We start from the raw sequence: 13,125 nt of genomic DNA on the forward strand, positions 1-13,125 counted from the left end.
TCCTTAAATCAGGGCCAGGCTGAGGATCGGAAATTCGATCAGAATGAACAGAACGATCAGCATTACAAACGCAAAGGGCAATGCACCCATGAACACGTCCTTTAGTAAGATCCGGTCATCGTTGATCGTGGATTTTATAACAAAGCACGATATGCCCAATGGTGGAGTCAAAAGCCCGATCTCGGCTCCGACCACTGTGATGATTCCAAACCAGATCAGCGACATATCAAGGGCTTCGGCCATCGGCAGGAACAACGGGACAACAATCAAAATGATGGACGCAGTGTCGAGCAACGTTCCCAAGAAAAGCATCAGCAAGACATAGAGCAGCATGACCGACCAGAAGGACGCCGAATTCCCAGCGAGCAGGTCCTGCAACTGGTTGGGTAGCCCGGCAAGTCCCAGCATGCGGCTATAGATTGAAGCCGCCGTGATCAGGAACAGGATCGCAGCTGTGATATGGCCTGTTTCCAACAATGCATCCCAGAACGCTCTTGGCGTCATCGATTTGCGTGCAATGGCGATGATTAGCGCAACAAGTGCCCCGGCAGCACCCGCCTCGACGGCGGTTAACCACCCTGTGTAAATACCGCCAAGCACCACCGTGATGATGAATAACGTCGGTAGAGTTTTGGATGCGATCTCGCGCCCGGACATCCATTCGCTGTCTTCGACGACCCGGCCACCCACGAATGATGGTGTGAAACGCCCCATGCCCCAAATCGCGCCAACATAAGCGATTGCCAGCATGACACCCGGAATAACGCCCGCCAGGAACATATCCCCCACGGATTGCTCGGCGACAAATGAATAGATGATCAGCATCGCCGAAGGCGGGATAATCATGCCAAGAACCGAAGACCCGGCCACCACGCCCACTGCGAAACGCGGGTTATACGCTTGCGCCATCATCTGCGGAACAGAGACTTTGGTGAACACGGATGCAGATGCAATTGACGACCCAGTAACCGCAGCAAAGACGGCGTTGGCTCCAACGGTTGCCATTCCAATACCGCCTTTTACCTTGCGAAACCGCATTGTCATGACTTCGTAGATGTCCTTGCCCAACCCGGCCTTTGAGACGATGAGTCCCATGAAGGTAAACAGTGGAATAGTCGCAAAGCTGTATTCCATCGCGCTGTCGCCAACCGCCACTTTGAGCAAGTTGAGCGCAAGCGTGAAGTTGTCCCGCATGAGCCAGATCGACACGAACGAGACCACGCCCAGCGCAATCGGAATGTAGACGCCCGCGTAAATCAGAAAGACGATGGCGACGACCGAAATCAAGCCAATCTCAATCGGCGTCATTCTGCGGCCTCGTCATGTTCAGGGGTACGGATAAGTTGCGGGCGGTCCTGCGCCGTGACGACCTTTAACAGGAATATCACGCAGGCAAGCGCAGTACCGCACGCGATGACCAGTTTGACCGGCCACCATGGAAGTGTGAAAAGACCCGGAACGCCAAAATAGTCCTGCGTCTCCCACATATGAAGAAATTCAGGGAAGGTCACATATGCAATCAATGCCATGAAGATCGCCGAGATGGCGTTTATGATGCGCCTCAGGTTCGCTGTCAGGCCGGGGCGGCGGTGGTGCATCAGGTTCAAGAACCCGTCCGAACGTGTCAGCCGATCCACTCTGACTACGTCGGCCAATTGAAGAAAGACGATCATCACGACCGAAAACTGCACCATCTCGTAGGTTCCGCGCAGAGGAGCAGAAAACAGACCGCGCGCAACGACATCCACGTTTAGGATAACCACCAACGCCAGCACAACGAGCGTACCCAAAGCGTTGGCAGCGATTGCAAGCGAATTGGCAACCCGCGACAGGACAGCAACAGCAGTCTTCAGCATGTAAAGCCCCTTTCTCAGGTCGCCGAAAGGCTATTTGACCGTCCAGTCACGCACACCGGTGAATCCGGCGCCCTGAAGCTTGCCGAGATAAGCGGCTAGCATCTCTGTGCCCTGTTCGCCGTTTTCGTTCAGCGTTGCAGCCCATTCCTGCGCAACATTGGGCATAGCATTTGCCCACGCGGCGCGGTCTTCGTCCGAGATCTCGACGATTGTTCCGCCGGCTTCGACGAAGGCGTCTCGCGACGCTGCAGCCCGATCCATCGCAATACCTGCCACATGGTCACGGTAGTCAATAGCCACCGTCTGGAGCACTTCTTTGACCTCATCGGGCAGATTTGCCCAATAATCGGCGTTGACGGTGACTGTCTTTGTATTCACTGCACCAAGGTCCGCCTTCAACATGTAAGGGGCCACTTCGACGATTTTGAACGTCTTGGAAGCTTCGGGCCAAATCATTACGCAATCGACGAGACCAGTTTGGACCATGTTGTAGAAATCTGTGAGGCCACCGCGAACGCCAGCCGCGTCTTTTATACCCTCAAGATATCGCAGGTTCAGGCCGGCACCGGCAATCTTGCGTCCTTCGAGGTCTGCAACTGTCCCGATCGGCTCTGAGCAGAACATCTGATATGTGTCGAGCACAACGCCGGTCGCCAGATAGACTTGATTTTGCGCAGCGAACTCATTCTGCATTGCCGGGTATTCTCGCGCGATTTCGTCAACGGCTTTTGCCACTGCGCGGGCATCCGACGCGACGAATGGTGTCGATCCCGAAATCCCCTGACTAGGCAGCTTGGACGAATGGAAGATGGTTGTGACAATACCAATGTCCCCCAGACCCAGCTGTACGCCTTCCAGAACACCTTTGGGTTTTACAATTGAGCCGCCATAATTCTCCTGCCAGTTCATCTTGTAATTACCGGACTCAGCCAACCGTTTATCCACTTCGGGAATAAAGAAGTTTGTGAATTCTTTGACCCACAAAGCCCGATCCGGGTAACCATCAATTACGACAGCTGAAATGGTCTCTTCTGCTGCGACTGACAGTGCCATGGCGCTTGCCACGGCAGCGCCCAGCAGACTGCGCTTGGTCCAGTTTTTCATCGTCTCTCCTCCCAGAAAGATTGATCTTGTTGCCCTTTATTTGTTCGCCTTGTCCCCCGGTTGCCCGTCAGATCCACACCTACCGATCTGCGCAACATTGCGACGGCAAAGTACTTGGCCGACTGGCCGCCCACTTGCGTCGTTTCCTCATGCATAAGAGCAAACCTTTTCGAATGGAAAACGCGGCAGTTTGTGGAACAAACCCGTTTCATCGGCGTAACCCAGGTTGCACAGAAAATTCGAATTGAGGGTGGTTCCTGCAAAGAACTCTTCGTCTACGATCTTGTTCGAAAAGCCTGACATGGCACCAACGTCCAACCCAACGGCCCGGGCCGCAATCATGAAGTAAGCGCCCTGAAGAGTGCCGTTGCGAAACGCTGTGTCGGCCACGTACTCGGGGTTGTTTTCGAACAAAGGCCTGCGATCTTCGTGCGGGAAAAGAAAGGGCAGTTCCTTCCAGAACTCCATGTCATGCGCAATGATAGCCGTGACCGGCGCATCCATCATCTTTGGCACGTTCTTTGGTTTCAAAGACTTGGCCAGCCGCTCTTTGCCCTCAGCACTTTTGACAAAAATGAACCGCGCAGGCAGCGTATTCATACTGGTCGCGCCGTTGATCGTTATGTCGTAGATCTCTTCAAGCAACTCGTCGGGGACCGGTTTGTCCGTCCACGCGTAGTGAGACCGGGAATCCCGCAGGATCAGGGCGATCGCGTCATCCGAAAGACGAGGAATGCGCGCACGCAGATCACGATGATCTTGCTGCGCCTTGGCGCGAAGTGCATCCATATCTGCCCCGGCCTGTACGCTCATTCCGCGGCCACCTTTGATCTGTTATTTTTTTCGTCAACGATCGGACTGGAACAGATGCCGATGCCTTCGATCTCGACCTCGACTGTTTCGCCCGGCTTCAACCACCGTGGGTCAGGTTTTTTAGCGTGGCCCACGCCCGGCGGTGTTCCCAATGCAATCAGATCGCCCGGCTCGAGGGTCATGAATTCCGAAATTGTCGCGATAACCTGACGTACGCCCCAGATCATGTTGGCGGTATTCGAACTTTGCAGGATTTCATCGCCAACGCGGCTTTCGATCTTGAGGCCCGACGCTCCCTCAGGCAACTCATCCTGAGTTACAGTGAATGGGCCAATTGCTCCTGTGTCGTCAAAATTCTTACCAGGTGTCCATTGAACCGTTTTGCGCTGATAGTCCCTCACGGACCCATCGTTAAAAACGGTATAACCAAACACATGATCCAGCGCGTCTTCTTCCGAGACATGGCGACCGCGTTTCCCCACGATCAGCATCAATTCCGCTTCGTAGTCGAATTGCTCGGAAGCAGCCGGTCGCACCATGGGTTTTCCGGCCGCCATGACCGAGTTCTTCCCACGCATGAAAAGCGTCGGGTATTCGGGAATGTCGTAGCCACCTTCCTTAATGTGGTCTGTGTAATTCAATCCCATACAGATGATGGTACCAGGGGAGGCTACCGGCAACGCCGGCGTGATACCCGCCAATGGCACAGTATCCGCTGCAGAGATTTTGCGGTTTAGTGAGTCGCCAAGCTCCGGATTGACTACTAAGCCCATCAGATCAGTGCCGACGGCAGGATCCAAAGCCGTTAAATTCACTGCCTTTTCGCCGATCACAGCAAATACCGCTGTACCTTCTGAAGTCTCTCCCACCAGGTATTTCATTTTCACCATCCATGTCAGTTCGCTTGATTTTTGCCGACTATTTTGCAATATGTCAAATAATATCGATATTTTTGGAGAGCGCCAATGGTTGCTTGGGCAGACTACAAATCAGAAGCAAAGAGCCGTGGCGCGCTGGCTTTGGAGCTATACGCAGCACTCAGCACACCGGCCAAGGCGCCCGAAGATGTTAAAGCGTCGCTTCCCGATCACCTGTCATATCAGGCGCAACTTGAACGCTCAGGGCAGCTGGCTTTTGCAGGGCCAATGTCGGATGAGACTGGCGAGCATATGCAAGGCGTGGGCCTGATCATCTATCGCGCCGACAGCCTTGAGGCCGCTCGAAAGCTGGCCGAGGACGATCCGATGCATAAAAGCGGGGCGCGCAGTTTTGTGCTTCGGCGCTGGATGATCAACGAAGGTTCGCTGAACCTCTCAGTCGGGCTATCGACCGGAACGAGCGCCCTCAGTTAAAAGCACCCGAAAGTTTGCGCATTCAAAGAGGAACAGTCGGATATGGACGCCATGCTTGATACCGAGGGCAAAGAGACATCAGCCACGCATGGTGCCTATCGACGGCTACGCGATATGATCCTGACAGGCGAGTTGCCTCCCGGACAAAAGCTCAAGATCGAACAACTCCGCGGACTGTTGGACACTGGCGCAAGCCCGGTTCGCGAGGCGCTTAGCCTTCTGACCTCTGACTTGCTGGTCGAGCGGATCGATCAGCGTGGATTTCGGGCGGCGCCGGTCAGCAAATGCAACTTTGAGGAAATCCTATTGCTGCGATGCAACCTCGAGGAAACAGCGCTGCGCGCATCCATCGCCAATGCAGACGGAGCTTGGGAAGACAGGCTAGTCTTGCGCCATCACCATATGAAAAAGGCCAGTCAAAAAGGTGCGCCTGACTTCGAAGATGCTCACAAAGCGTTTCATATGGCCTTGTTAGAAAATGCAAAACTGCCGTTGCTGTTACGGTATTGCTCGCAGCTTTATGACCTCAACATCCGCTACCGGTATCTGGCAGCGGGAGGGCCAAGTTACAAAAAGCGCGACATCGCTGCCGAACACCAGCAAATCCTGGATGCCGCACTCGACCACGACGCAGACAGCGCAACCCGGCACTTGCTCAACCACTACCGCCGAACGGGTGAGTACCTGAGCAGTCAGATGGAGGCGTGAAATGCAGCGGAACTGGTTTCTGGGCGATCTGTTGAATCAGTTGTTCGACCGCCCCGGCAAAAGGCGCGGCAACGACGACAATCGATCCATTGTAGAGCTTTGTGAGGCCTTGTTGTCTGCCGAAGGCGAAGTATCGGGCTTTACCCTCGCTTCCACGATTCTTGATCGCTACCAGACTTTGAACGATTCCGAGAAATTTAAATTTTTTACCTATTTGAATGATCACCTTGAGCTGGACGCGGATCAGCTTGCCGAAACGGCAAGCCTCTATGCCAAGGACCGAAGTGTCGATTTATATCAAAAGCTTAGTGAAGTCGCGGAACCCAGGCGGCAGGAGTTGTTGCGCCGACTAAACCAACCATCTGGCGCGACACAAGAACTCGTAGCAATGCGCGTTGACCTATTGCGCTTTCTCAAATCCAACCCCAAGCTCAAGCGAACAGATATTGATTTCGTCCATTTGCTGCGAAGCTGGTTCAATCGAGGGTTTCTTGTCCTCAAACAAATCAGTTGGGATACCGCTGCCCGCGTTCTTGACAAGATCGTTGCCTACGAGGCGGTCCATCAGATCAACGATCTGGACGATTTGCGGCGCAGACTTTACCCGCCTGACCGCCGGTGCTTTGCTTTTTTTCATCCTTCGATGCCGGATGAACCGCTGATTTTTGTCGAAGTTGCTCTGACGGCTGAAGTTCCAGACGATATTGATGCGCTTTTGTCCGAAAGTCGAGAACCGATCCAAGCTGAACAGGCAAGAGTCGCGGCGTTCTATTCCATTTCAAATTGCCAAAAGGGTTTAATGGGTATCAGCTTTGGGAATCTGTTGATCAAACAGGTTGTGACCGAGCTGTCGCGAGAGCTTCAGGGGATTGATACTTTTGTGACCTTGTCGCCAATACCAGGGCTCAATCGTTGGTTAGCGGGCGAGACAGAGCACCCTGAGCACGGCCATGCCGCCGAGGCCGTGCTTGCGGCAACAACCTCGCCACAAGATTTGCGCGCGATGGCCGCGCGATATTTGATGTTTGCCAAGCGTGAAGATGGGATGCCCCTGGATCCCGTGGCCCGCTTTCACCTAGGCAATGGTGCCGAGTTGCACGAACTGCACGCCGAAGCCGATTTGTCACCGAACGGACGATCACAATCCGGCGGCGCGATGGTCAATTACCTGTACGATTTGAACAAAACAGAACGTTATCACGAAGAATTCGCAACACATGCGACAATCGAAGCCTCGCGTTCAGTTCGCGCGGCCTCAACCGCCGCACTTGCGGCCAAGCCAAGGGAACATACAGAGTGACCAATACCCTCTACGATAGTTTGTTTGCCCACCATGAGGGCAACGAGGCGCCGTTCCTGCAGCTCGACGATGGCCAGGTTGTGTCCTATGACGCGTTTTTGAAGCGCGCGGCGCAGATCGCACGTGTTTTGCAAAGCAACGGAGTTTCCGCCGGCGATCGCATCATTGTGCAAGCGCCCAAGCTTGCGGATACGATTGCGCTCTACGCTGCGGCGGTACAAGCAGGTGCAGTCTACCTGCCGCTTAACACTGCTTACACTTTGGCAGAGCTAGACTATTTCATTTCTGATGCCCAACCTGCGATGGTTGTCTGCGACAGCAGTGACGAGGCTGAAATCGGAAGTTTGGCAGACCGATCTAGCGCCAAGCTGTTGACCCTCGGCGGAGAATCTCCAAGCCTGAGCCTTGAGGCAAACGCGCAGCCCTGCGTATTCGAAACCGTGAAGCGCGCACCGGACGACCTTGCAGCGTTACTTTATACGTCGGGCACCACGGGCCGCTCCAAGGGCGCGATGCTGACCCATCAAAACCTGCTCTCCAATGCCCAAGCTCTCGTCGATCTGTGGGGTATCACAAACGACGATCGCTTGATTCACGCGCTGCCGATCTTTCACACGCACGGGCTTTTCGTGGCCATGAATACATCACTGCTCGCCAGTGCCAAGGTTCGGCTGATGGAAAAGTTCGACATTGGCACGATCTTGAAAGAGTTGCCTCATTCGACCCTTCTAATGGGTGTGCCCACATTCTACACGAGGCTGCTGGCGGAGGACAATTTCACCAAAGAAATCACCGGGAACATGCGCCTGTTCGTTTCCGGTTCTGCCCCGTTGCTCGCCGAAACCCATAGTGCATTTGAAACGCGCACCGGTCACCGCATCCTCGAGCGCTATGGCATGACCGAGACAAACATGAACACCTCGAACCCCTATAGCGGTGAGCGTCGCGCAGGCACCGTTGGCATGGCGCTGCCGGGTACCGAGGTCATTGTAACTAGCCCTAAAACCGGAGCGCCAGTGGCCCAAGGCGAGGTTGGAATGATCGAAGTGCGCGGCCCCAACGTGTTCAAAGGCTATTGGCAGATGCCCAAAAAAACCGCGGCAGAACTGCGAGAAAACGGGTTCTTCATCACCGGCGACTTGGGCCAATTCAGCGAAGATGGCTACCTTTCGATTGTGGGCAGGTCAAAAGACCTGATCATTACCGGCGGTTACAACGTCTATCCCAAAGAAATTGAAGACGTCCTGAACGACATCGACGGTGTTCTGGAATCGGCGGTTTTCGGCGTCCCCGACGACGACTTCGGCGAAGCAATCATCGCCGCTCTTGTTGCTAAGCCTGGCGTAAAACTTGACACGGATCAGATTGCTGAGACCATCAGGGACAAGCTGTCGCGCTTCAAGCATCCGCGCCGCTACGACCTCGTCCCGGAATTGCCACGAAACACTATGGGAAAAGTTCAAAAGAACGTGCTGCGCGAACGGTACGCGGACAAGGAACTGTCACTGGCGGTATCTTAGGAATCCCATCCAGACGCTCAATCAAATCAAGACTTTTAGATCGGATACTACCCACCCTTCAGACTGCCAAACTCATTAGGAGATCCACAATGACCCGCATGACGGCAAAAGACTTCGACCAGGAACTTCTGGACCTGTACGACTTTTACGCGCACGGCAAGATCACCAAGCGCCAATTCCTGGACCGCGCCGGTAAGTTCGCGGTTGGCGGCGTGACAGCGGTTGCATTGCTGAACATGCTCAGCCCCAATTATGCGATGGCTCAGCAAGTGTCATTCAACGATCCCGATATCCACGCAGACTACATTACCTATCCGTCACCGAATGGAACCGGTGATGTCCGAGGGTATCTTGTCCGGCCCGCCGGTGTTGAAGGGCCCATTCCTGGGGTGCTGGTGATCCACGAAAACCGCGGTTTGAATCCTTACATCGAGGATGTGGCGCGCAGGTTGGCAAAAGCCGGCTTTATGGCGCTGGCCCCCGACGGTCTGACATCGGTAGGCGGCTACCCGGGCAACGACGCCGATGGGCGCGAATTGCAAAAGACAGTGGACGGTGTCGAGTTGATGAACGATTTCTTCAACGGGTTCGAATACCTGCTGAACCGGGAAGATTGCACCGGCAAGGTCGGCGCGGTGGGTTTCTGTTATGGCGGTGGAGTGGTCAGCGCAATTGCCGTGGCCTACCCCGAACTGGCGGCAGGAGTGCCATTCTACGGACGTCAGCCTGCAGCAGAAGACGTACCCAAAATTCAGGCACCGTTACTTGTTCAGATGGGCGAACTTGACGAACGCATCAACGCAGGTTGGCCAGATTTTGAAGCCGCTCTGCAATCCAATGATAAGGTTTACGAGGCCTATATCTACGAAAATGCCAACCATGGTTTTCACAACGATAGCACGCCGCGCTATGATGAGGAGATGGCAAACCTAGCCTGGGATCGCACCATTGATTGGTTTAACTCCTATCTGAAATGAGTTCGCGGAACGGCTAAGCGACGGCAACAATTTTGTCATCGCTTCGGTGCTTACAGGTCCCAAGAGGTGCTGTCAGGCGAAGTCCAACCAGTCTCTGGCAGGTCTGAGAGACTACCCTTTAAGCCGCGCAAAGATCGCTCCACCCCGCTTGAGCGGCAGACCGAGTCAGCTTGAAGGTGTCTCGGCTGATGAGAGATCTTTCTGGTTGAAGTGGTTATAGACGGAGCAAGGATACTGAAGTCTGTAAAAAAATGGGCGTGCGAAAGATGGCTAGCCTCTACGGAACCAGCTGCAGTCGGTGCCCTTTCAAGGCCAGGTTATTCCCAGACTTAATCCCGATAGAATAGGCGTGCGCGGTAGACGCGGCAAAGCTCTCTAACCCGCGCTGGATAGTGCGGATCGCTGTCTTTCCATCCACTCGCCCTTCTAGGTCTAGCCCTGCAAATTCGTTTTAATTTGTGGACTCCGCTCACCGACCGATTACGCGAAGTGTTGGCTTCAACGAAGCGTCACAGCTTGCGCTACATTCTTTGCGATGAACACGGGCGTCAATTGGATTACGACAAAATTCAAAACGCCAAGATAAAGGCGCGCAAGACTCTGGGCCTCGTTGTCTACACCGTGCACAGACTGCGGTACAGCGCAGCCAGCGAATTAGCCGAGGCCGGATGCATAGACCACCAGTTTGCAGCCATTACGTGTCACAAATGCCTGTCCATGGTTCAGAATTATCCCAAAGGTGCCAGTCAAAAACGACTCGCAAAACTGGCCCAAATCAAGCGGGACCAGAACAAGAACCGAACATGAACGTGGGAAACTTTGTGGGAAACCGGAAAATCGGTGGGTCAGAAAGGCGCTCATAGAGTGGTCGCAAACGCCTTATTTTTATGGCGGTGCTGTCAGACGAATTCGAACCAGTCTCAGCTAGGCCAGTACAGCTGCCCTTTATGCCGCACCAAGTTCGCGCCACTCGGCGAGAGCGGCGGTGCGTGTTAGCTTGAAGGTATCTCTGCCGGTGAGAGATCTTTCATGGTTGAAATGGTTGTAGACGGAGGAATGGACGGCGGCGAACTTCTGCAAACTTCGCATGCGCCTGAAGCGTTGCATCGCGCGTTCTCTTCGTCGGAAAGGCAGGTGCGAGTTCTCGATGCGGTTGTTGAGCCACCTGCCCGTCTGCTGTTTTTCGGTAGCTCCGAGCTCTCTGAGAGCAGCCCGATACGACGCGAAGCGATCGGTGACTACTTCTTCAGATTTACCGTGCCGCTTCATCAATTTCTTGAGGAATTTCAGTGCTGCAGCTTTGTTTCGGCGTTCAGTGACAACGGCTTCCAGTACTTCGCCTTCGTGATCAACAGCCCGCCAAAGATAATGCCGCTTGCCATTCACCTTCACGAAAACCTCGTCCACGTGCCACTTCCATTTAGAGAACGCACGCAGTTGCTGAACGCGCTTCCGTCTAATCTCAGCAGCAAATATCGGGCCAAACCTGTTCCACCAATATCGGACAGTTTCGTGGCTCACGTCGATACCTCGCTCGTGCAGCAGATCTTCGACATTCCGAAGCGAAAGAGGGAAACGGATGTACAGCATCACCGCAAGGCGGATGATCTCGGGGCTGGTTTTGAAGTACTTGATAGAGGCAGGTCTGGTCATGGACAAAAGCTAAGCAACCGCCCTGCCCCGCTCAAGCAAAGTTAATCTGACAAGACCCCCTCGATAATCATTGGGTCCTGACCCTAACACATTGAATGCCAATGTCTCGGTTGATACAGTCCTTATAGAGGAAACGAAATGGCTCTATTCAACCGCCCGAAATCATTAACCGAGTTAGTCGCTGAAAATCTGAAAGAACGCATTGTAAGTGGCGAGTTCGATCTAGGTGAACAGCTTTCAGAGTCTAAAATTGCCAAAGAACTGGAAGTAAGTCGAACGCCGGTACGTGAAGCGATCAACAGACTTGAAATGGAAGGATTATTGGTCGTCGAACCCCAACGTGGATCATTCGTATTTGACCTTGAACCTGACGAACTCGATAAACTAATCGATGCGCGAGTTTGCCTTGAAACCGCGGCGTTAAAATACGCTATGCAAACCGACAGCAAGAAGCTGCACGCCGAACTGGACAAATGTGTTAAAGAAATGAATCTGGCAAGAGATTCCGGAAATGATACGGAATATCTTCGACAGGACACTATTTTCCACCAGTGTATATTCGATTGCGCGAACAATAGGTTCCTCAACGACGCCTATCAGACAATAGCTTTGAAAGTCTCAGCCGTGCGCAACAGGCTAGGTCGCCACCCTAGGCATATGTCGAGATCCCACGAGCAGCACATTGAACTAGTCAAGTCAGTGAAGCAGGATGATTTCCACAGTGCTTTCGAAGTATTGGAAAACCACATTGACAAAAAAAGTGGTTCATATTGGAGCGAAGCAACCGAAAAGGTCAAAACAAAGGAAGAGGCGCTAAGCGCAACGATCGCAAATTAAAAATTAAACAGAATACTTTTTGAGTTTGTAATGACTATTTTGATTTCGAACCTGCCGTAGACTTCCTCTGCAACTTTTCGCCCAGTGGAAGAAAAGCTTAGCGACTATGTTAACTTTTAATTGTCTACTAGTTTTCGCGATTCAGGGCGGCTTCCCGGTCGATATAGCAATGGGTCTGAGCTCGCGAAGGGAGTCATTACACTCCGGCGAAGAGTATTTGTTTCTTGCGATCTGCATCCCTTTGACACAAAACGAAATCGTTCTCATGCAAAAAGCCCTGAGGGGAGGACGCAACTAAAAAATGCCCAAAATCATCTCGCCCTGCGACTAGCGCAACCAAAGTTTTCACTCCGTTTTGCTGTTTCATTGAGGGCTTTATGAAACGCAACGCCGCACCAATGCGTCTATCGTCCGTGTTATTGGGCCCTGATGCGTGAAAGAGATGCCCGTGATGCATGGATGCCTGCCCTGCACGCAATTCGGCTGCAACTGCATCTTTTTCGTTCACATCGACTGCGATTTCCTGCCCACGTGACAAAAGATTGTTTTCGCTGAAGGTGTCCACGTGAGGCACGATCCGGCTTTTATGGCTGCCAGGAACAAACCTCATACACCCGCTTTGCTCAAACGCTTCTGAAATCGCAACCCAACAGGTTACCTCTTCAGCATCATCCAAACCCCAATAGGTCAAGTCTTGGTGCCACGAGACTATCTTCGATGATCGCGCTTCTTTTACGAAAAGTGCACCGCTCCAAACCATGAGGTCCGGCCCCAACACTGTTGAAGCAGCCTCAATCAGCTTCGGATGGCGAAGAAGTGCATCGAATGATGGTATCAGCCTGTCCGGATAAGAATATAGAAGCTTGAGTTTCTCTGGGTCGTCTCTGAGAATGAGCTCTGCTTTCTCAAAATCATCGCGCAGCGTTTGGACCTCGGAAGCTGTCAGGATATCCAGCGGAGCTACGAAACCGTCTCTTTCATAAGTCTTTGCAATATCACGCATTC

At 53.2% G+C, this 13,125-nt stretch carries 14 protein-coding genes and 1 pseudogene; 7 read left to right on the forward strand and 8 right to left on the reverse strand.

The genetic code is table 11. From position 1 onward, the window contains the following. Positions 1 to 3: 3 nt before the first annotated feature. From ACR0LN_RS14065 to ACR0LN_RS14085, 5 genes are all read right to left on the reverse strand, one after another. Complete coding sequence (locus tag ACR0LN_RS14065; RefSeq protein WP_480430448.1) at positions 4 to 1,308, reverse strand: TRAP transporter large permease; 1,305 nt, start codon at positions 1,306 to 1,308, stop codon at positions 4 to 6. Further along, positions 1,305 to 1,856 carry a TRAP transporter small permease subunit gene (locus ACR0LN_RS14070; protein WP_480430451.1) on the reverse strand — a complete coding sequence of 184 codons (552 nt, stop codon included), beginning with the start codon at positions 1,854 to 1,856 and terminating at the stop codon, positions 1,305 to 1,307. The genes ACR0LN_RS14065 and ACR0LN_RS14070 overlap by 4 nt, the downstream gene beginning before the upstream one ends. A gap of 30 nt (positions 1,857 to 1,886) precedes the next feature. After that, complete coding sequence (locus tag ACR0LN_RS14075; RefSeq protein WP_480430453.1) at positions 1,887 to 2,960, reverse strand: C4-dicarboxylate TRAP transporter substrate-binding protein; 1,074 nt, start codon at positions 2,958 to 2,960, stop codon at positions 1,887 to 1,889. Between the two features lie 147 nt (positions 2,961 to 3,107). Then, positions 3,108 to 3,773 (reverse strand): malonic semialdehyde reductase, encoded by a 666-nt coding sequence (locus ACR0LN_RS14080; protein ID WP_480430454.1) that lies wholly within the window; start codon positions 3,771 to 3,773, stop codon positions 3,108 to 3,110. After that, positions 3,770 to 4,654: a fumarylacetoacetate hydrolase family protein gene (locus tag ACR0LN_RS14085; RefSeq protein WP_480430456.1), complete on the reverse strand. Its 885-nt coding sequence runs from the start codon at positions 4,652 to 4,654 to the stop codon at positions 3,770 to 3,772. Before ACR0LN_RS14085 ends, ACR0LN_RS14080 begins: the two co-directional genes overlap by 4 nt. An 84-nt stretch (positions 4,655 to 4,738) precedes the next feature. Here ACR0LN_RS14085 and ACR0LN_RS14090 point away from each other — a divergent pair, with 84 nt between their 5' ends. The 5 genes from ACR0LN_RS14090 to yghX all read left to right on the forward strand — a co-directional run bounded on the left by ACR0LN_RS14090 (position 4,739) and on the right by yghX (position 9,630). After that, entirely contained in the window at positions 4,739 to 5,125 is a 387-nt protein-coding gene (locus ACR0LN_RS14090; protein ID WP_480430458.1) for a YciI family protein, read from the forward strand. Positions 5,126 to 5,167: 42 nt separating this feature from the next. Continuing rightward, positions 5,168 to 5,833, forward strand: coding sequence for a GntR family transcriptional regulator (locus ACR0LN_RS14095; RefSeq protein ID WP_480430460.1), 666 nt, complete (start codon positions 5,168 to 5,170; stop codon positions 5,831 to 5,833). A gap of 1 nt (position 5,834) precedes the next feature. After that, on the forward strand, positions 5,835 to 7,133 hold the full coding sequence (locus ACR0LN_RS14100) for a malonyl-CoA decarboxylase domain-containing protein (RefSeq protein ID WP_480430462.1): 1,299 nt from the start codon (positions 5,835 to 5,837) through the stop codon (positions 7,131 to 7,133). Next, positions 7,130 to 8,653 (forward strand): malonate--CoA ligase, encoded by a 1,524-nt coding sequence (locus ACR0LN_RS14105; RefSeq protein ID WP_480430463.1) that lies wholly within the window; start codon positions 7,130 to 7,132, stop codon positions 8,651 to 8,653. Before ACR0LN_RS14100 ends, ACR0LN_RS14105 begins: the two co-directional genes overlap by 4 nt. An 89-nt stretch (positions 8,654 to 8,742) precedes the next feature. Next, the gene (gene yghX / locus ACR0LN_RS14110) at positions 8,743 to 9,630 is read left to right on the forward strand and encodes a YghX family hydrolase (RefSeq protein ID WP_480430465.1); all 888 of its coding nucleotides are present in this window, start codon (positions 8,743 to 8,745) and stop codon (positions 9,628 to 9,630) included. 118 nt (positions 9,631 to 9,748) lie between these two features. Here yghX and ACR0LN_RS14115 read toward each other — a convergent pair. After that, positions 9,749 to 9,855 (reverse strand): annotated as a pseudogene (locus tag ACR0LN_RS14115) (IS6 family transposase); the annotation flags it as partial. 231 nt (positions 9,856 to 10,086) lie between these two features. Here ACR0LN_RS14115 and ACR0LN_RS14120 point away from each other — a divergent pair. Then, complete coding sequence (locus tag ACR0LN_RS14120; RefSeq protein ID WP_480430466.1) at positions 10,087 to 10,437, forward strand: tyrosine-type recombinase/integrase; 351 nt, start codon at positions 10,087 to 10,089, stop codon at positions 10,435 to 10,437. A gap of 138 nt (positions 10,438 to 10,575) precedes the next feature. On the opposite strand, the gene ACR0LN_RS14125 is transcribed toward ACR0LN_RS14120, so the two are convergent. Beyond that, positions 10,576 to 11,283, reverse strand: coding sequence for an IS6 family transposase (locus tag ACR0LN_RS14125; protein ID WP_480430467.1), 708 nt, complete (start codon positions 11,281 to 11,283; stop codon positions 10,576 to 10,578). A 138-nt stretch (positions 11,284 to 11,421) separates the two neighbouring features. Between ACR0LN_RS14125 and ACR0LN_RS14130 the strand changes: the two genes are divergently transcribed. Beyond that, on the forward strand, positions 11,422 to 12,120 hold the full coding sequence (locus ACR0LN_RS14130) for a GntR family transcriptional regulator (protein WP_480430469.1): 699 nt from the start codon (positions 11,422 to 11,424) through the stop codon (positions 12,118 to 12,120). A 196-nt stretch (positions 12,121 to 12,316) separates the two neighbouring features. On the opposite strand, the gene ACR0LN_RS14135 is transcribed toward ACR0LN_RS14130, so the two are convergent. Further along, the gene (locus ACR0LN_RS14135; protein ID WP_480430470.1) at positions 12,317 to 13,123 is read right to left on the reverse strand and encodes a phytanoyl-CoA dioxygenase family protein; all 807 of its coding nucleotides are present in this window, start codon (positions 13,121 to 13,123) and stop codon (positions 12,317 to 12,319) included. Between the last annotated feature and the right edge of the window lie 2 nt (positions 13,124 to 13,125).

The sequence above is a fragment of the Ruegeria sp. AA6 genome (genome assembly GCF_056542865.1).

Bases quoted from the DNA above. Each gene is read 5' to 3' on its own strand.
- ACR0LN_RS14065 (WP_480430448.1), bottom strand. From the start codon at position 1,308: ATGACGCCGATTGAGATTGGCTTGATTTCGGTCGTCGCCATCGTCTTT.
- ACR0LN_RS14070 (WP_480430451.1), bottom strand. From the start codon at position 1,856: ATGCTGAAGACTGCTGTTGCTGTCCTGTCGCGGGTTGCCAATTCGCTT.
- ACR0LN_RS14075 (WP_480430453.1), bottom strand. From the start codon at position 2,960: ATGAAAAACTGGACCAAGCGCAGTCTGCTGGGCGCTGCCGTGGCAAGC.
- ACR0LN_RS14080 (WP_480430454.1), bottom strand. From the start codon at position 3,773: ATGAGCGTACAGGCCGGGGCAGATATGGATGCACTTCGCGCCAAGGCG.
- ACR0LN_RS14085 (WP_480430456.1), bottom strand. From the start codon at position 4,654: ATGAAATACCTGGTGGGAGAGACTTCAGAAGGTACAGCGGTATTTGCT.
- ACR0LN_RS14090 (WP_480430458.1), top strand. From the start codon at position 4,739: ATGGTTGCTTGGGCAGACTACAAATCAGAAGCAAAGAGCCGTGGCGCG.
- ACR0LN_RS14095 (WP_480430460.1), top strand. From the start codon at position 5,168: ATGGACGCCATGCTTGATACCGAGGGCAAAGAGACATCAGCCACGCAT.
- ACR0LN_RS14100 (WP_480430462.1), top strand. From the start codon at position 5,835: ATGCAGCGGAACTGGTTTCTGGGCGATCTGTTGAATCAGTTGTTCGAC.
- yghX (WP_480430465.1), top strand. From the start codon at position 8,743: ATGACCCGCATGACGGCAAAAGACTTCGACCAGGAACTTCTGGACCTG.
- ACR0LN_RS14125 (WP_480430467.1), bottom strand. From the start codon at position 11,283: ATGACCAGACCTGCCTCTATCAAGTACTTCAAAACCAGCCCCGAGATC.
- ACR0LN_RS14130 (WP_480430469.1), top strand. From the start codon at position 11,422: ATGGCTCTATTCAACCGCCCGAAATCATTAACCGAGTTAGTCGCTGAA.
- ACR0LN_RS14135 (WP_480430470.1), bottom strand. From the start codon at position 13,123: ATGCGTGATATTGCAAAGACTTATGAAAGAGACGGTTTCGTAGCTCCG.